Below are 16,897 nucleotides of genomic sequence, written 5' to 3' on the forward strand. Positions count from 1 at the left end.
CCCTCAGGCTAGCCGCTGCGCCCGGGCAGGAGCGCCGCGAGACCGCCGACGAATCGGGAGCGCACCGGAGCGGGCCGCTCGGTGACCTCGAGCACGTCGGCCAGCTCTGCGATGCCGGCCCGCAGCGCCGAGCGGGGCGCGGCGTCGACAACACTGCGGGCGGTGAGCAGGGCCGCGTCGGCTGCGTGCGGATCGTCGTCGATGAGCACGGCGTCGCTCACACCGCCGAAGCGATCGAGCGTCTGACGCACCTGGCCCGCTGGGTCGAGCCCGAGCACGCTCGACCGCACGCGGTTGACGACGACGCGCACGCTCGTCGTGAGAACCACGTCGAGCAGGTCGGGGTAGGTGCGCAGCAGGCGTGCGAGCCCGAGCGGATCCGCAGTGCCCACGGCCACGACATCGTCGGCCGCGCGCAGCGCCGCGATCGTCGCGGCGTTGCGTCGGGGTGCGAGCAGGTCGCTGCTGAGCTCTTCGTCCGTCTCGAGGTTGAAGCCGGTGTCGACGACGACGATCGGCCGCCACGCCCGGCACTCCTCCAGGACGCTCGTCACGCGCTCGGCGGAGAGCTCCGGCCACCGGTGCGGGCGCCCGATGCCCGTGAGCACTCGTAGCTCTCCGTGCGTGCCGCGCAGCGTCGACCCGAGAGGGGCGCGCTGCGCGACGCGGTCGAGCTCGTCCGCCGTGAGGCTGCCGGACCCCGCGAGCCGGCAGGCCGCGGCGAAGCCGGGCGACTCGTCGAGCAATCCGAGGGCCGGCGCGATCGCTCCGCCGTACGTGTCGGCGTCGACGAGGCACACCGGCAGTCCGCGGCCGGCCAGCTCGGCCGCGAGCCCGATGGCGATCGTCGTGCGCCCCGGGGCGCCGGCGGGGCCCCATACGGCGATGACGCGGGGGGCGACCGACGACGGGTCGATCTCGAGGCGGGCGATCGTGTCGCCGCGTGCGGCACTCCCCCTCGATCGGGAAGGCGGCGTGTGCGGCGAGACCGGCGTCGATGTTGGGGGGCTCGACGGTTGCGGGCTCGGCGGTCGAGCGTCGTCGTGCTCAGCAGCGTCGTCGCTTAGGCCAACGCCGTCGGGAAGACCAGCTTCATCACGGAGGCCAGGGCCGTCGAGAAGACCGGGGCCGTCGGACAGGTCCCCGCTGAGCCCGGTGCCGTCGGGAACGGCCGTGTGGCTCGTGGCGCCGAGCGGCCCCGCCTCCAGGGCTGCGAGGTCGATCGGGGCGCCGGGTCGAGCAACGAGCTGCTCGAGCACCCCCAGCCGACGGGCGGCCGCGCTCAACGCAGACCCCGTGGTGACGAGCACACTGCGGACGCCCAGGAGGTCGGACGCCCCGACGACGGTGGAGGTGGCGACGTCGGGGTGGTCCGCGAGCAGGAGGACCTCGGGGGTGGCCTCCGCGAGCTGACCGACCACCTCGTCAGTGTCGAGCGCCCGCCACACCACGCGGTGCCCGGCCCGCAAGAGCGCGAGCTCGAGTGTGTCGGCGTCGAGCCCGGGAACGGCGAGTGCGATGCGCACGTCAGGGCCCGACCGCGAGCGACACGGGGACCGCGGAGAGCGCGTCGCCGTTGGCGACGGCGTGCAGGATGCGCGCGACCTCGCGCCGCGGCACGAGCAGTTCGACTCGCGCCGCCTCCGCGCCGGAGACGATGCCCTCGGGCGCCACGGTGCGCACGAGCTGAGCGCCCGAGGCGAGCACGGTCGGTGCCCCGAAGCGACCGGCTTCGAGCGCGGGCGCCGACCACAGGTCGAGAACGTCACCGGCGCGCACGGTGCCGCCGAGGTCGGTCGCCAGAGCGACGACGATCGTGGTCGAGGATGCTCCGCGCACGTCGCCGACGGCGGCGAGCGGCACGAGCTCGCCCGAGCCGATGCTGCGGCTCACGATCACACCCCCCTCGGGCAGCTGCCCGCCCCGCAGATAGGTGCTGCTATCGGGGCCGAGAGAGACGCGCCGCAGTTCGAGGTCCGCCGCGTCGACGTGCTCGCCGACCGTGAGGAGTCGCGACGCCGCGTAGACCTCGACACCATCGTCGACGGCAGCGACCACACCGACCACACCCAGCACGGATCCGGCGACGAGGAGGAGGCCGATGACCAGGCGCGGGTCCCGGAAGCGTCGGGGACGTGGGGCGGGCTCGTCTCTCGCCGCGCGTGCTGCCATGCGGAGTCTCCTTGTCAGGGGCGGTGTTCGTCAGCGGTCGGCATCGATACTGACGAGAGCCGACGACGCCGGTCCGCAGTTATCCACACACCGTCCCGCTCGCGCGAGCCGGCGACGATAATCGACTCATGCCCGATGACCCGCTGAACCCGATCGGTCGGTTCGTGACCCTCGCCGATGTGGCGGAGATTCTCAGTCTCTCCGCCGCGGAGGTGCTCGCGCTCGTGCGCTCCGGAGAACTGCCCGCGATCCGTCTCGGGTCGATCGGCCAGTGGAGAGTCGAGTCGAGCGTGCTCGAGTCGTTCATCGCCGACAAGTACGACGAGGCGAAGCGCCTGGCGCTGTGGAACGAGGCGGAGTTCGCGGATGTCGCGGAGCTCTTCCCCGACCAGGGGCGAAACGGTCAGAGGCGCACGAGCAGCACCTGATCGAACGGTACGAGCCTCACCTGCTGCACTGCGGTGGCACGACGCGGAGTGTCGCGATCGTGAACAGCGAGGTCGAGATGGTCGCGGCCGACGCGATCGACGGTGCCGTGCAGATCACCGACCGCCGTCTGCACGGTGAGCGGAGTGCGGCGTCGGCACAGGTCGCGCAGCAGGAAACTGAGGCCCAGCCGGGCCGAGAGATCGTCGCGCGCCGCAGTGGGCTCGAGGGTGCGCTGGGCCTGCTCGACATCGAGCACGAGCGATTCCACCGCTCGCAGTGGCACGACGACCTGGGCCGCGCTGAGGTCGACGAGGTCTCCCGCGAGCCAATCGCGCCCGAGCGACCGCAGGCGCACCCGGGAGAGCGCACCATCGTGGGTACGCAAGATCAGGATGCGCCTCTCGGGCTCGCGCTCGCGCAGGAGGACGGCGAGCCGACCGCGCAGCTCGAGTCGACCCAGCCGCAGGCGCTCCTCCTCCTGCTGCAGGTCGAGCTCCTCCGCGTGCAATTCGTGCTCGAGCTGCCCGGCGAGGTCGTCGAAGAGATGGTCCCAGCGCATGCGGTGACCGTAGCGATCGCCCCCGACGCTCGGTCGCGGGTTTTCCACAGTTGCCCCTCGGGTCTGGACAACTGAGAATAAGTTCTGGTTGGGTAGGGCTACCCCGACCAGGGGTGCATAGACCGGTCTGCTCACGAGTGCTCCCTCGCGTGCCGACCCGACCCCCTCACCGGGAGAGGAGCCGACGGTGTCCACCGCCATTCCGCTGCACTCGCACGCCCCCCGAGGTCGCTCCGCGGCCGTCCGCATCGCGCAGGAGGAGTTCTTCGACTACCAGCCGACGGCGTCGAGCGAACTGCCCGACCCCCGGCCGCTGCTCGAGAATCTCACGCGTTGCGTCATCGAGATTCTCGCCGGCGCACGCGAGCTCGAGCAGATCGCCCGCTGGGTGACCGATGACGTCTATCGCACCCTCTTGAGTCGCTCCGTGATCAGCGCTCGCGCTCGCGCCGCGCGGCGGGCACCGACCCGTCGGCCGTCCTTCAGTCTCGGCGGCGTGCGCATCTGCGAGCCGCGGGACGGAGTCGTGGAAGCCGTAATCGTGGTGGTCAACCGCGCCCGGTGCCGGGCGGTCGCGATCAGGCTCGAAGGGCTCGACCGCCGCTGGCGCGCGAGCGCCATCCACGTCCTCTAGCGCGAGCAGCGGCCGCGCGCTCGTGCGCACCAGTGCCCGTCGGGCCTCAGACGCGAGCGCGGTCCACCAGCTCTAGCGCTTCTTGCCCTTCTTCTCCTGCGCGCGGCGCTGGGCCCGATTCACCGGCGCAGGACCGCCCGCAGCGGGCTTGCGCTGCTGGCCGAACGCACCCGTCGCGCCGACCTGCTGACCCTGGCCGCCCTGCTGACCCTGGCCGCCCTGGCCCTGAGCGCCCTGCGCCGCGGGGCGCCGAGCCTGTCCACCCGCGGTGCCAGAGCGCGCGGGCGCCGAGGCACCCGCCTGCGCACCGGCGAAGGTGGGGCTCACCTGCTGGCCGCGTGCGACCTCGGCGGGGGCGTTCTGCAGCTGCCCGCGCTGGTTGCGCACTTCCACTTCGCCGTCGGCCGAGGGCGCCGTGTAGCTGAGGTTCTGCGGCGTCTGCGGCGCGTTGAGACCCTTCGCCGTGACCTGCGCCGTGCCCGAGCTGCCGGTCACCTCCACCTCGAGGTTGAACAGGAACCCGATGGCGTCCTCGCGGATCTGGCTCATCATGCTCTGGAAGAGCGCGAAGCCCTCGCGCTGGTACTCCACGAGCGGGTCGCGCTGCGCCATCGCGCGCAGCCCGATGCCGTCCTTGAGGTAGTCCATCTCGTAGAGGTGGTCGCGCCAGCGGCGGTCGATGACGCTCAGCACGACGCGGCGCTCGAGCTCGCGCGTCGCCGAGCGGCCGAGAGACTCTTCGCGGCGCTCATAGGCGAGCCGGGCATCCGACACGATCTCGCGGATCAAGAACGCGCTCGTGAGCTTCGCGCCCGCCTCGCTGATGACCTCGTCGATCGTCAGGGTGATCGGGTAGAGCGTCTTGAGCTCCGTCCACAACTGGTCGAAGTCCCAGTCGTCGGAGTGGCCGACGGCCGTGTGGGTCTCCACGATCTCGGTGATCGTCTGCTCGAGGAACACCTGCACGCGATCCTGCAGGTCGTCGCCCTCGAGGATGTGGCGGCGGTCGGTGTAGATCGCCTCGCGCTGACGATTGAGCACATCGTCGTACTTGAGCACGTTCTTGCGAATCTCGGCGTTGCGCGACTCGACCTGCGACTGCGCCGAGCGGATCGCCCGGCTCACGACCTTCGACTCGATCGCCAGATCGTCGGGAACGTTCGAGCGGCCCATGAGCGCCTCCGCGGCACCCGCGTTGAACAGGCGCATGAGGTCGTCCTGCAGCGACAGGTAGAAGCGGCTCTCGCCGGGGTCGCCCTGTCGGCCGGAGCGACCGCGCAGCTGGTTGTCGATGCGGCGCGACTCGTGGCGCTCCGTGCCGAGCACGTAGAGACCGCCGACCTCGACGACCTTGTCGGCCTCCTCCTGCACCTGCTCCTGCACGCGCTCGAAGACGGCGTCCCACTCCGCCTCGTACTCCTCGGGAGTATCGATCGGCGAGAGGCCACGGTTGTTCATCTCGCTCACGGCGAGGAACTCGGCGTTGCCGCCGAGCATGATGTCGGTGCCGCGGCCCGCCATGTTCGTCGCGACCGTGACGGAGCCGACACGACCCGCCTGGGCGATGATCGCCGCCTCGCGCGAGTGGTTCTTGGCGTTGAGCACCTCGTGCTTGACGCCGCGCTTGGCGAGCAGCCGCGACAGCAGCTCGCTCTTCTCGACGCTCGTCGTGCCGACGAGCACGGGCTGGCCCTTCGCGTGGCGCTCCTCGATGTCGGCCGCGACCTGCTCGAACTTCGACTGCTCGTTCTTGTAGACCAGGTCGGGCTGATCGATGCGCTTCATGGGCTTGTTCGTCGGGATCGCGACGACGCCGAGCTTGTACGTGCTCATGAACTCGGCAGCCTCCGTCTCGGCCGTACCCGTCATGCCCGAGAGCTTCGAGTAGAGGCGGAAGTAGTTCTGCAGCGTGACGGTCGCGAGCGTCTGGTTCTCCGCCTTGATCGTCACCCCCTCCTTCGCCTCGATCGCCTGGTGGATGCCCTCGTTGTAGCGGCGACCGGCGAGGATGCGGCCCGTGTGCTCGTCAACGATGAGCACCTCGCCGTTCATGACGACGTAGTCCTTGTCGCGCTTGAACAGCGCCTGCGCCTTGATGGCGTTGTTGAGGAACGAGATGAGAGGCGTATTCGCCGACTCGTAGAGGTTGTCGATGCCGAGGTAGTCCTCGACCTTCTCGATGCCGGGCTCGAGCACGCCGACCGTGCGCTTCTTCTCGTCCACCTCGAAGTCGGTGCCGGCGATGAGACGCTGCGAGATGCGGGCGAACTCCGCGTACCAGCGGTTCGCCTCCCCGCTCGCCGGGCCCGAGATGATGAGCGGCGTGCGCGCCTCGTCGATGAGGATCGAGTCGACCTCGTCGACGATCGCGAAGTAGTGGCCGCGCTGCACCATGTCGGCCACCTGGCCGGCCATGTTGTCTCGCAGGTAGTCGAAGCCGAACTCGTTGTTCGTGCCGTAGGTGATGTCGCACGCGTACTGCTCGCGGCGCACCGGCGGGGTCTGGCCGGAGAGGATGCACCCGGTCGTCATGCCGAGGGCACGGAAGATGCGGCCCATGAGCTCGCTCTGGTAGCTCGCCAGGTAGTCGTTGACCGTGATGACGTGCACGCCGCGCGAGGCGATCGCGTTGAGGTACGCCGCAAGGGTCGCCACGAGGGTCTTGCCCTCGCCCGTCTTCATCTCCGCGATGTTGCCCAGGTGCAGCGCCGCGCCGCCCATGAGCTGCACGTCGAAGTGGCGCAGGCCCAGCGTGCGCTTCGACGCCTCGCGCACCGCGGCGAAGGCCTCGGGCAGCAGGTCGTCGAGCGACTCGCCATTGCTGTAGCGCTCCCGCAGCTCGGCGGTCTCGTTCATGAGCTCGTCATCGGTGAGGTCGCTGAAGTCGTCCTCCAGCTGGTTGATCGCGTCGGCGTACGACTTCAGTCGGCGCAGGAGACGGCCTTCGCCGACCCGCAGAACACGCTCGAGAACATTCGCCACTTGGTCACTCCCCGTCATCGGGCCGCGCATGCGCCTGGGTGGGGGCACCGCGAACACGCCGCAGGCCCGCGCGAGCGCGGCGCGCCCATGCTAGCAAGCGTTCGTCGCCGCCCGGTGCGAGTGCGCGCACCGCACCGGGCGCATCCCGCTCAGCCTCGTCGGCGAGCCTTCGCGGGCGCCTCCGCGGCCGGCTCCGTCTCGAGACCGATCACGCCGTAGTTCCACCCCGTGCGGCGGTACACGACGCTCGGCCGGTCGGTCTCCGCGTCGATGAAGAGGAAGAAGTCGTGGCCGACGAGCTCCATGTGGTCGACCGCCTCGTCGACCGTCATCGACGTGGAGGGAAAGACCTTCGTACGGATGACGACGGGGCTGTACTCCTCCTCGCCCTCCGCCGGCTCCTCGCTCACGGTCGGAATGGCGCCCGTCGCGACCTTCTCGATCGTCTCCGGGTCGGCGGGCGTGATGTCGACGACGCTGAAACCGTCGGCCGTCGCCTCGCGCAGCGACACCGGGCGGTGCTTGCCGCGGTGCACCTTCTTCTTGTCCTTGGCCCGGCGCAGGCGCTCGAGGAGCTTGTCGATGACGATGTCGAAGGCGACGTACTTGTCGCTGCCCGACGCCTCCGCCCGCACCACGGGGCCGGGGCCGATGAGCGTCATCTCCACGCGGTCATCACCGGAGTGACCCGTGCGACCGAGCTTCTCGTGATGCCGCGAGACCTTGATCTCCAGAACCTGCGCGCGATCGGCGAGGTGCTCGATCTTCTCGGCCTTCTCGGTGGCGTAGTCGCGGAACCGGTCCGTGATTCCCATATTGCGTCCGGTGATGGTGATATCCACGTCGACCTCCCTCGAGTCGGTGCGCGCCGCCCGAGGTCAGGCGGTTGTCGCGCCTTCCATGACCACACGCTAGTCCTCCCCCTCGTGCTTGTCATCGATTCGGCCGGGAGGCTCATCAGAGAATCGCCAGAGGATGCTCGACTCGCCGACTCGACGCGGCGTCGCGGCGACCGCGGCGCACGCCACGACCTCGGCTCCCGCGGCTCGCAGGGCGCGCGCCGCGGCGCGCAGGGTGGAGCCGCTCGTCACGACGTCGTCGAGCAGGACGACCCGCGCACCGCGCACCCGCGGGCTGACCCGCCAGCGCGCGGCGTCGACCTCGTGCCTCTGAGCCAGCGTCAGCCGCTTCTGCGCCCGCGCTCGGCCCCGCGCGGGCCGCAGGGCACGCGTGACCCGCAGCCCGGCGCGCCGCGCGAGCAGCTCGGCCGGGTGGTACCCGCGTCGGGCGGCCCCCGGCGAACCACCCGGCACCGGCACGAGCAGGGGCGTCGAGCCGGGGGTCGCACGGGCGTAGGCAGTCTCGAGCGCAGCGAGCACCGCCGGGCGCAGCGCGCGGGCGAGCTCGGTGCGGTCGTGCTCCTTGAGGGCGAGGATCACCCGGCGCGGCACGCCGTCGTAGAGCAGCGGTGCGACGAGCGGCACGGGCACGCCGCCGACCAGATCCCCGGTGCCCGGCGTCGCCTCGAGCATCGCGAGCCGCACACGCGGCCGCAGCTCGGCCGCGCAGACTCGACACAGCGCGAGGTCGGCGGCAGAGCATCCCGCACAGACGACCGGGGCGATGAGCGCCCACGCCGCACCCGCCACCGAGCCCACCGAGATCGCACCCACGCGACGATCGTGGCCCGACCCCGCTCGCCGTGCGGGGCGAGAGCGCGAGCGGTGGAGAGACGCTACTGCTGCGTCGCGAGGAAGGAGGCGCGCACGCCCGTGCTCTGCCAGCCGCTGCCGCGCGGCTCGAAGATCGCGCCGCCCTCCCCGAGCACGCGAATGCCCTCCACACCGCTGTTGCCGCCGACGATCTGCACGGCGCTCGGAGGCAGTCCGAGCGACCGGGTGCGACCGCCGATCTCGTGCAGCTCCACGAGCGTGCCGTCCTCCGTCGTCGCCACGCTCGCGACCCTCACCTCGTCGACCCAGGTGGCGTCGATGGCGCGCTCCCCCGAGATCGGCAGCTCGCGCAGCTCGCCGAGGCGCAGCGGCACCCCCGTCGCGTCGTCGCGCACGATCGCCGCGACCACGAGACGCGGCCCGGCCGCGCCGTCGAGCAGCAGCAGCACGCGCGTGTCGTCGCGCGAGACCTGCAGGGACACGATGCGCTGATCGTCGGGCAGCGCCGCCTCGACCTCGCGCGCGGTGCCGTCGAGCTCGAAGGCGACGATGCCGCCCGCGCCATCCGCCGCCACCGACCACACGAACTGGTAGCCGTCGACGCTCGGTGCGATGAGCCCCGGGCGCGCATCCAGGAGCAGGTCGGGTGCGCTGCTCGTGCGCGCGAGCCACACGCCCTCCGGCCCCAGGAGCCCCGCGATCGTGCGAGAGGGCCCCAGCACGAGGCGCGTCGCCTCCCGCTCCTCGACCGAGCCCGCGAGCGTGCCGAGCGCCTCGATCTCACCGGCCCCCGTCACGAAACCGAATCCGTCGTCCGTGAGCGCGAGAGTTCGGGCGTCCACCTGCGGCACGATCTCGGGGGCGCCCGCCGTGAAGTCGGGTATCGCGAGCACGTTCTGGTCGACGGTCACCTGCACGCCGGCGACGCCGCTCACCGCGCGGAGACTCGCCGCGAGCTGCAGCCGCAGCAGCTGACGGGCCGTGTCGCTCAACCCGAGCACCTCGTTCGTGAGGTCGACCCGCGCGACGCCATCGGCAACCTCCACGGGGGCCGCCGCGAGCTCCGTACCCTCGGGCACCGCCGATACCGTCGCATCCTGCAGCCAACTCGTCGGCGGCTCGAGCAGTGCCCGCACGAGCCGGGTCGGCACCTCCGCTCGCGCAGGGAACCACCGCAGGTCGGGTACGAGATTGCGGAAGGCGAGATCGTAGTAGTACAACGTGTGCTGGCTGAACGCGTTGGGGAACGCCTGCTGCGAGATGAGGATGCCGTCGCCGAGCTCGGCGATGCGCCACTCCCCCTCCACCTGCACGAAGTCGAACGGCGGCAGAGTCTGCGAGGTGGTCGACTCGCTCGCGGTGTAGCGCCCTACCGCGTCAACCGACGCCGACACGGGCACGGTGTAGGTGAGTGTCGCCTCGTCGACGCGATCGACCGTGCCCTCCCTCGCCCGCACGAGCGTGCCGGAGTAGGGGTTCCACGTCTCGGCGGTGTCTTCGGCAAGGTAGGAGCGCGCGATGCGGTAGTTGTCCTGCGAGGCCGTCGTCGCGGCGAGGAACCCGGAGAGGATCTCCTCCTGCGTGGCGCCCTCGCTCGGGCCCGACGGCAGGAAGTCGAAGTTCGCATCGACCCCCGTGTCGATCGGCCCCCCCGCGTCGACCCCGCTCTGGAACGGCACCGAGACGCAGCCGGCCAGCACGATGGCCGGCAGGGCGAGAAGGGCGAGAGCGCGGCCGCGGATGCTCCGCCGCCGTGTGCGCGTCGGGCTCATCGCTCCCCCTCCCGCGCGGCGCGGTCGCCCGGCGCGTCGTCCGGCTGCAGGGCCCCGTCGAGCGGCTCCGCCGGCGGCAGGTCGATCGGCGAGCGGCCGATGGCCTCGCCGCGACGCCGCGGCAGGGTGAGCCGAAAGCACGTTCCCTCGCCCGGCCGCGACCACACGTCGAGCTGGCCGCCGTGCACCTGGGCGTCCTCCGTCGCGATCGCGAGCCCCAGGCCCGTGCCGCCCGTCGTGCGCTGCCGTGAGGGGTCGGCGCGCCAGAAGCGGTCGAAGACCCGCTCGAGCTGCGCCTCGTCCATGCCGAGACCGTAGTCGCGCACGGCGATCGCGATGGCATCGGCGTCCGAGTCGACGTGCACGACGATCGGCTTGCCCTCGCCGTGGTCCACGGCGTTGCCGAGCAGGTTCTGCAGCACGCGCCGCACGCGCCGGGCATCCACGTCGGCCTCGAAGTAGCCGCCCGGGGCGACGAGCCGCAGCTCGCTGCTGCGTTCGTCGGCGAGCGGGCGGATGCCCTCGAGCGACTCCTCGACGAGCCGCACGAGGTTGGTCGGCTCGACGTCGAGCTCCACCGCGCCCGCGTCGTAGCGGCTCATCTCGAGCAGGTCGGCGAGCATGACCTCGAAGCGCTCCACCTGCGTGTGCAGCAGCTCGGCGGTGCGCGCCGTCGTCGGCGTGAACTGGTCGCGCTGGTCGTAGAGCACGTCGCCCGCAAGCCGGATCGTCGTGAGCGGCGTGCGCAGCTCGTGGCTCACATCGCTCACGAAGCGCTGCTGCACGCGCGAGAGGTCGGCGAGCTGGGTGATCTGCCGCTGCAGGCTGTCCGCCATGCGGTTGAAGGAGCGCGCGAGCGTCGCGATGACGTCCTCACCCCGCTCGGGGATGCGCTGATCGAGCTGCCCGTCGGCGAGACGCTCGGCGGTCTCGGCCGCGAGCCGCACCGGCCCGATCGCGAGTCGCACCACGAAGTAGGTCACGAGACCGATCGTGCCGATGAGCAGGAGCGAGCCGATCACGAGGGTCTGCTGCACGAAGTCCAGGGTCTCCTGCACATCGCGCACGTTCGAGATCAGGTAGAGCTCGTACTGCCCCGCGGTGGGCACCTCAAGCGCGCTGCCGACCACGATGCCCGGGTCGGACCCCTCCGCGGTCGGGATCGAGACGGCCTGCGAGTAGAGCTGCCCGTCGTCCACAGCGACCTGATCCCGCAGGTCGCTCGAGATGATGGAGAGCTCGAGCCCGCTCGTGCTCAGGGCCGTCATCGTCTGCGGCGTGACCTGGCCGGGCGTGCGCTGGATCGCGAACTGGCTCGACGTCACGTTGCTGATCGTGGTCTGCGCGACCTGCCGCACCGCCTCGACGTCGATCGTGCCCGTCTGGGTCACCGAGCTGTCGAGCAGCTGCTGCGCGCTCACCGTGGCCTGCCGCGCCTCGGCGAGCACCTGCTGCTTGCGGGCGTCGTACAGGTTCGTCGCGATGCTGATCGACATGTAGCCGCTGATGAGGGTCACGCCGACCGTCGTGAAGAGCACCGTGATCGCGACGGTACGCAGCTGCAGCGAGGTGCGCCACACGTGCCGGAGCCGGCCGACCGTGCTGCGCCAGCCGTACGGCACCGGCGCGGGCATCACCCGGGTCACGGCGAGGTCGACGCCCCGGCTCGGTAGCCCACGCCGCGCACGGTCATGACGATCGCCGGGTTGTCGGGGTCGAGCTCGACCTTGGCGCGCAAGCGCTGCACGTGCACGTTCACGAGGCGAGTATCGGCCTTGTAGTGGTAGCCCCACACCTGCTCGAGCAGCATCTCGCGCGTGAACACCTGGTTCGGCTTGAGGGCGAGTGCGAGCAGCAGATCGAACTCGAGCGGCGTGAGCGAGATCTGCTGGGCGTCGCGCGTAACCTCGTGCCCCGTCACATTGATGAGAAGGTCGCCGATGCGCAGCGTCTCCACCGAGCTGTCGGGCGTGGGCCGCAGGCGAGTGCGGATGCGCGCCACGAGCTCCTTCGGGTTGAACGGCTTCACGACATAGTCGTCGGCACCGCTCTCGAGCCCCTCGACGACGTCGGAGGCGTCGCTCTTCGCCGTGAGCATGATGATGGGCGTGCCGCTCGTCTCGCGGATGCGCGCACACACGGCGATGCCGTCGAGACCCGGCAGCATGAGATCGAGCAGCACGAGATCGGGCTTGAGCTCGGCGAAGGCGTCGAGAGCCGCCTCCCCGTCATAGGAGAAGTGCGTCTCGAAGCCCTCGGCCCCCAGAACGATGCCGATCATCTCGGCCAGGGCCGTGTCATCGTCGACGACGAGGATGCGCGCGGTCATCAAGCCTCCGCTCTGTCGGCACCGTCACCGGCAAGATTCGACCTTTAGTCGCTCCAGCCTAGACGAGTGTGACAGCATACGTTCGATACGCAGAACGAGCCCGGCGAGAAGGACGACACGGTGACCAACGACTCCCCCTGGCAGTCCCCCGGCTGGCAGCCCTCGGGCAACGGCGACAGCAGCGATCCCGGCGGTGCGCCCGGCGCCTCTCCCGGGGGTTACGCACCCGCTCCCGGCCAGCCCGCAGCCGGATGGACCCCGCCGCCCAAGCCCGGGCTCATCCCTCTGCGGCCCCTCGACTTCGGCACCATCCTCGGCGGCACCTTCCAGGTGCTGCGCCGCAATCCACGGCCCACCTTCGGCGCCGCTCTGCTCATCAACGCGCTCGTCGTCATCGTCACGTTCGGCCTCACCTTCGGGGTGAGCTTCTGGGCGGTCGACCGCGAGCTGCGGGCCTCCGCCGACGACCTCGACGCGGTCAGCGCCGGCACGGTCGGGCTCATCATCCTCAGCGGCATCATCGCCGTGGCTGTCTCCCTCGTCGCCCAGGCCGTGCTGCAGGGCGTCATCGTGCTCGAAGTCTCGCGCGCGACCCTCGGCGAGAAGCTCACCCTGCGCGCGCTGCTCGCCCGCGGTCGCGGCCGCTGGTGGGCCCTCATCGGCTGGACGGCACTGTTGTCGCTCGTCCTCATCGTCGCCCTCACCGTGCTCGTGCTGCTCATCGCGGGCATGGCGGTCGCCGCCGGCCCCGCCGGCCCCTTCCTCGCGGTAGGCCTGGGAATCCTCGGCGGCCTCGGCTTCGCCGTGCTCGCGGCATGGCTGTGGATCAAGTTCGCCCTCGTGCCCACCGCGATCATGCTCGAGCGGCTGCCGCTCGGGGCGGCGATCCGCCGCGGCTGGACCCTCGTCATCGGGCACTTCTGGCGCACCTTCGGCATCCTGCTGCTCGTCACCGTGATGGTGCAGATCGCCTCCGGCGTCGTCTCCTTCCCCTTCCAGCTCGCGGCCGGCTTCGGCGGCGCGCTCGTCAACCCCGCCGGCGACCCGACCGGGAGCATCGCGCTCATCATCGGCTCCAACGTGCTGCTCATCGCCATCACCGTGGTGATCGGCGCCATCGGCTCCGTGCTGCTGTCGAGCGCCACCGCGCTGCTCTACATCGACATCCGCATGCGCAAGGAGGGCCTCGACCTCGACCTGCAGCGCGTCGTCGAAGAGCGCGCCGCCGGGCTCGACCCGCACGACCCGTACGAGGCCGCCGCCCGCCCCGACGCCCCGTACGGCACCCCGGGCGGCGCGTGACGCCGATGCCCGGCGCGGCACACGGCAGCGCCGTGCTCACGCTCGCGCCGTGGGCGCGTGCGCCCCTGGAGCCCGATGCTCCGGATGCTCGCGACCTGCTGCTCGACGAACTCAGCGACCCGATCTACGCCGAGACGCAGCCCACGTGGTTCGACCTGCTCTCCCAGGCCGTGCTCGACTGGTTCGCCTCGTGGCAACTGGTCGGCGGCGACGGCCCGCCCGCGCTCGCCCTCGTCGTCATCGCCGTGCTGCTCGCGGCGGGCATCCTCATCGCGATCCTCCTCTACGGCCTGCCCCGCTGGCGCCGACGCAGCAGCGTTGCCGACGACCTCTTCGGCGAGACCGACCGGCGCACCGCCCGCGAGCTGCGGCGCGACGCCGAGAAGGCCGCGAGCGCCGGAGACTGGGCCACCGCGATCGCCGAACGCTACCGAGCGACCGCGCGCGGCCTCGATGAGCGCACCATCGTGAGCGTGCTGCCCGGCACCACCGGGCACGGCTTCGCCCGCGCCGCCGCCGCCCGCTACCCCGAGCTGCGCGCCCTGCTCGAGACCGCCGCCGACCGCTTCGACGACGTGCGCTATCTCGGGCAGGAGGGCGACGCCGCCGGCTACGCGCACGTGCGCGACCTCGACGAGCGGCTCGAGCGCAGCCCCGCGCCGCACGCGCGCATGGGCGGCGCGAGCCCGGGTAGCGGCACGAATGGCCGCACGGTCGACATCGCGGCGGTGCCCCGATGAGCCAGGTCACCTCGGCCCCGGCATCCGCGGCCCCCGCCCCGCCCACCGCCGAGTCGCTCGCGACCGTCGTCACCACGCCGACCGTGCGGCGCGTCGTGCGGCGCTCCCTCTACTGGGGCGTCGCCGTCGCCGGGCTGCTCGGCTTCGGCGTGCTCATGGTCGTGCTCAACGGCTCGGGCCGAGAGCTCGCCCGCTGGGGCGCCGACGAGGCCGCCCCGGTGGGCTCGCGCGCCGTGCTCGAGGTGCTGCGGGCCGAAGGCATCGACGTCACCGCCGTCGGCACGCTCGCAGACGCGCGCCGCGCTCTCGCCGGCGATGACCCCGCCACGCTCGCCGTCGGCGACCCGCGCCTGCTGCTCGACGCCGAGCGCTGGGGCGAGCTCGACGGTCTCGCCGAGCACCTCGTGCTGCTCGAACCCCCGCTCTACGGCCTCGACGCGCTCGGCCTCGACGCCGTGCCCCTGCGCGAATTCGACCTGCGCGTCGACGTCGACTGCACGCTCCCCCTCGCGCAACGGGCCGGCACGATCGACGCCACCGGAGTCGGGTACGCGAGCGACTCCGGGTCGGTGTGCTTCACGGAAGGCACCGGAGGCCCCGAATCCGACGAGAGCGAGAGCGAGAACCAGGGCAGTGCCGGCTCCGCCCTCGTGAGTTACGAGCTCGACGGCGAGAGCACCGTGAGCGTGCTCGGCGCGGGGGGCGCCGTGCAGAACGACCAGATCACGCAGGCCGGCAATGCCGCGCTCGCGCTCGGGCTGCTGGGCGAGCATCCGCGACTCGTCTGGTACCTGCCCACGCCCGCCGACCTCACGAGCCCCAGCCTCGACGAGCTCACCCCCGGCTGGGTGAACCCCGTCGCGTGGCTGCTCCTCGCCACGGGGCTCGCCGCCGCGGTGTGGCGCGGCCGACGCCTCGGCCCCGTCGTCGTCGAGCAGCTGCCCGTCACCGTCAAGACCACCGAGACGATGGAGGGCCGCGCCCGGCTCTACGCCCGCGACGGGGCGCGGCTGCGCGCCCTCGACGCCCTCCGCGTCGGCACCCTGCGCCGCCTCGCCGACGGGCTCGCCCTCGGGCGCGCCTCCGGCGTCGATGACATCGTGAACGCCGTTGCCGCCATCACCGGCCGATCGACGGATGCCCTGCGCACCCTCCTCGTCGACCGCGAGCCCGACACCGACCGCGAGCTCGTCGCGCTTAGCGACCGGCTGCTCGAGCTCGAGCGGGAAGTGCTGCGGCGCGTCGCCCTCGATGACACGGCCGACACGGCAGACGCAGCCGGCGCGCCCGCCCCCAGCGATCCGCCCCGACCACAGCCGCCGACCGGAAGAATGGACCCATGACCGCAGACCTCCGTAGCCAGTTCGCCCAGGTGCGCACCGAAGTCGGCAAGGCCGTCGTCGGGCAGGACGGCGCCGTGAGCGGCCTCATCGTCGCCCTCCTCACCGGTGGCCACGTGCTTCTCGAAGGCGTTCCCGGCGTCGCCAAGACCCTGCTCGTGCGGTCGCTCAGCGCCGCCCTCGACCTGCGCACGACGCGCGTGCAGTTCACGCCCGACCTCATGCCCGGCGATGTCACGGGCTCGGTCGTGTACGACGCGAAGGCGGGCGACTTCGAGTTTCGGCGCGGGCCCGTGTTCACGAACATCCTGCTCGCCGACGAGATCAACCGCACGCCGCCCAAGACGCAGTCCGCCCTGCTCGAGGCCATGGAAGAGCGCCAGGTCACCGTCGACGGCGAGACCCATCAGCTGCCCCACCCCTTCCTCGTCGCCGCGACGCAGAACCCCGTCGAGTACGAGGGCACCTACACGCTGCCCGAAGCGCAGCTCGACCGCTTCCTGCTCAAGCTCGTGCTCGACCTGCCCGCCCGAGACGCCGAGGTCGAGGTCATGCAGCGGCACGCCGACGGCTTCAACCCGCGCGACCTCGCCGCCGCCGGGGTGACCAGCGTCGTCGACGGCGATGCGATCACGGCCGCGCGCGCCGCCGTCGCCGAGGTGCGCGCCTCGCCCGAGCTGCTGGGCTACATCGTCGACCTCGCCCGCGCCACCCGGCAGAGCCCCTCCGTCAAACTCGGTGTGAGCCCGCGCGGCACGACCGCGCTCCTCGCCGCCGCCAAGGCCTGGGCCTGGCTGCAGGAGGCCGAAGCGATCACGCCCGACCACGTGCAGTCGATGCTGCTGCCCGTCTGGCGGCACCGTATCGCCCTGCGCCCCGAAGCGGAGCTCGAAGGAGTCTCGGCCGACACGATCCTGCGCTCCATCGTGCAGCAGGTGCAGGTGCCCCTGTGATGCTCGCCGCCG

At 71.6% G+C, this 16,897-nt stretch carries 15 protein-coding genes; 6 read left to right on the forward strand and 9 right to left on the reverse strand.

Features of this window, described 5'->3' with window-relative positions; translation table 11 throughout:
• Positions 1–8: 8 nt before the first annotated feature.
• Positions 9–1,526, reverse strand: a complete 1,518-nt coding sequence (locus FK219_RS06260; RefSeq protein ID WP_152582406.1) for a nucleotide-binding protein — start codon at positions 1,524–1,526, stop codon at positions 9–11.
• Between the two features lies 1 nt (position 1,527).
• On the reverse strand, positions 1,528–2,172 hold the full coding sequence (locus tag FK219_RS06265; protein ID WP_152582407.1) for a hypothetical protein: 645 nt from the start codon (positions 2,170–2,172) through the stop codon (positions 1,528–1,530).
• 128 nt (positions 2,173–2,300) lie between these two features.
• Here FK219_RS06265 and FK219_RS06270 point away from each other — a divergent pair, with 128 nt between their 5' ends.
• Entirely contained in the window at positions 2,301–2,600 is a 300-nt protein-coding gene (locus FK219_RS06270) for a helix-turn-helix domain-containing protein (RefSeq protein ID WP_152582408.1), read from the forward strand.
• On the opposite strand, the gene FK219_RS06275 is transcribed toward FK219_RS06270, so the two are convergent.
• A complete protein-coding gene (locus tag FK219_RS06275; RefSeq protein ID WP_152582409.1) occupies positions 2,576–3,160 on the reverse strand; it encodes a hypothetical protein in 585 nt (194 codons plus the stop codon). The two genes, FK219_RS06270 and FK219_RS06275, sit on opposite strands and share 25 nt — an antisense overlap.
• Before the next feature lie 187 nt (positions 3,161–3,347).
• Here FK219_RS06275 and FK219_RS06280 point away from each other — a divergent pair, with 187 nt between their 5' ends.
• Positions 3,348–3,794 carry an Rv3235 family protein gene (locus FK219_RS06280; protein ID WP_328821619.1) on the forward strand — a complete coding sequence of 149 codons (447 nt, stop codon included), beginning with the start codon at positions 3,348–3,350 and terminating at the stop codon, positions 3,792–3,794.
• 72 nt (positions 3,795–3,866) lie between these two features.
• Here the strand turns inward: FK219_RS06280 and secA are convergent, their stop codons facing one another.
• The 6 genes from secA to mtrA all read right to left on the reverse strand — a co-directional run bounded on the left by secA (position 3,867) and on the right by mtrA (position 12,550).
• Entirely contained in the window at positions 3,867–6,776 is a 2,910-nt protein-coding gene (gene secA / locus FK219_RS06285) for a preprotein translocase subunit SecA (protein WP_152582410.1), read from the reverse strand.
• A 149-nt stretch (positions 6,777–6,925) separates the two neighbouring features.
• On the reverse strand, positions 6,926–7,618 hold the full coding sequence (hpf, locus tag FK219_RS06290) for a ribosome hibernation-promoting factor, HPF/YfiA family (RefSeq protein WP_152582411.1): 693 nt from the start codon (positions 7,616–7,618) through the stop codon (positions 6,926–6,928).
• Between the two features lie 69 nt (positions 7,619–7,687).
• On the reverse strand, positions 7,688–8,449 hold the full coding sequence (locus FK219_RS06295) for a ComF family protein (protein WP_210416784.1): 762 nt from the start codon (positions 8,447–8,449) through the stop codon (positions 7,688–7,690).
• Between the two features lie 62 nt (positions 8,450–8,511).
• Entirely contained in the window at positions 8,512–10,221 is a 1,710-nt protein-coding gene (locus FK219_RS06300) for an LpqB family beta-propeller domain-containing protein (RefSeq protein ID WP_152582413.1), read from the reverse strand.
• On the reverse strand, positions 10,218–11,867 hold the full coding sequence (mtrB, locus tag FK219_RS06305; protein ID WP_328821620.1) for an MtrAB system histidine kinase MtrB: 1,650 nt from the start codon (positions 11,865–11,867) through the stop codon (positions 10,218–10,220). Before mtrB ends, FK219_RS06300 begins: the two co-directional genes overlap by 4 nt.
• Positions 11,864–12,550, reverse strand: coding sequence for an MtrAB system response regulator MtrA (mtrA, locus tag FK219_RS06310; protein ID WP_152582414.1), 687 nt, complete (start codon positions 12,548–12,550; stop codon positions 11,864–11,866). The genes mtrB and mtrA overlap by 4 nt, the downstream gene beginning before the upstream one ends.
• Before the next feature lie 120 nt (positions 12,551–12,670).
• Here mtrA and FK219_RS06315 point away from each other — a divergent pair, with 120 nt between their 5' ends.
• From FK219_RS06315 to FK219_RS06330, 4 genes are read left to right on the forward strand one after another with little or no spacing between them, the layout of a single operon-like run.
• Positions 12,671–13,852 carry a hypothetical protein gene (locus FK219_RS06315; RefSeq protein WP_152582415.1) on the forward strand — a complete coding sequence of 394 codons (1,182 nt, stop codon included), beginning with the start codon at positions 12,671–12,673 and terminating at the stop codon, positions 13,850–13,852.
• A gap of 5 nt (positions 13,853–13,857) precedes the next feature.
• Positions 13,858–14,592, forward strand: a complete 735-nt coding sequence (locus FK219_RS06320; protein WP_152582416.1) for a DUF4129 domain-containing protein — start codon at positions 13,858–13,860, stop codon at positions 14,590–14,592.
• Positions 14,589–15,935, forward strand: coding sequence for a DUF4350 domain-containing protein (locus FK219_RS06325; RefSeq protein ID WP_152582417.1), 1,347 nt, complete (start codon positions 14,589–14,591; stop codon positions 15,933–15,935). The genes FK219_RS06320 and FK219_RS06325 overlap by 4 nt, the downstream gene beginning before the upstream one ends.
• The gene (locus FK219_RS06330) at positions 15,932–16,885 is read left to right on the forward strand and encodes an AAA family ATPase (RefSeq protein WP_152582418.1); all 954 of its coding nucleotides are present in this window, start codon (positions 15,932–15,934) and stop codon (positions 16,883–16,885) included. The genes FK219_RS06325 and FK219_RS06330 overlap by 4 nt, the downstream gene beginning before the upstream one ends.
• The last annotated feature ends 12 nt before the right edge of the window (positions 16,886–16,897 follow it).

The sequence above is a fragment of the Microcella pacifica genome (assembly GCF_009371975.2).
Taxonomy (GTDB): Bacteria; Actinomycetota; Actinomycetes; order Actinomycetales; family Microbacteriaceae; genus Microcella; species Microcella pacifica.

What these genes read in the sequence shown, in the direction of transcription:
- mtrA (WP_152582414.1), bottom strand. Translation starts at nt 12,550, where the DNA reads ATGACCGCGCGCATCCTCGTCGTCGACGATGACACGGCCCTGGCCGAG.
- FK219_RS06300 (WP_152582413.1), bottom strand. Translation starts at nt 10,221, where the DNA reads ATGAGCCCGACGCGCACACGGCGGCGGAGCATCCGCGGCCGCGCTCTC.
- FK219_RS06270 (WP_152582408.1), top strand. Translation starts at nt 2,301, where the DNA reads ATGCCCGATGACCCGCTGAACCCGATCGGTCGGTTCGTGACCCTCGCC.
- FK219_RS06265 (WP_152582407.1), bottom strand. Translation starts at nt 2,172, where the DNA reads ATGGCAGCACGCGCGGCGAGAGACGAGCCCGCCCCACGTCCCCGACGC.
- FK219_RS06275 (WP_152582409.1), bottom strand. Translation starts at nt 3,160, where the DNA reads ATGCGCTGGGACCATCTCTTCGACGACCTCGCCGGGCAGCTCGAGCAC.
- FK219_RS06325 (WP_152582417.1), top strand. Translation starts at nt 14,589, where the DNA reads ATGAGCCAGGTCACCTCGGCCCCGGCATCCGCGGCCCCCGCCCCGCCC.
- FK219_RS06330 (WP_152582418.1), top strand. Translation starts at nt 15,932, where the DNA reads ATGACCGCAGACCTCCGTAGCCAGTTCGCCCAGGTGCGCACCGAAGTC.
- FK219_RS06320 (WP_152582416.1), top strand. Translation starts at nt 13,858, where the DNA reads ATGCCCGGCGCGGCACACGGCAGCGCCGTGCTCACGCTCGCGCCGTGG.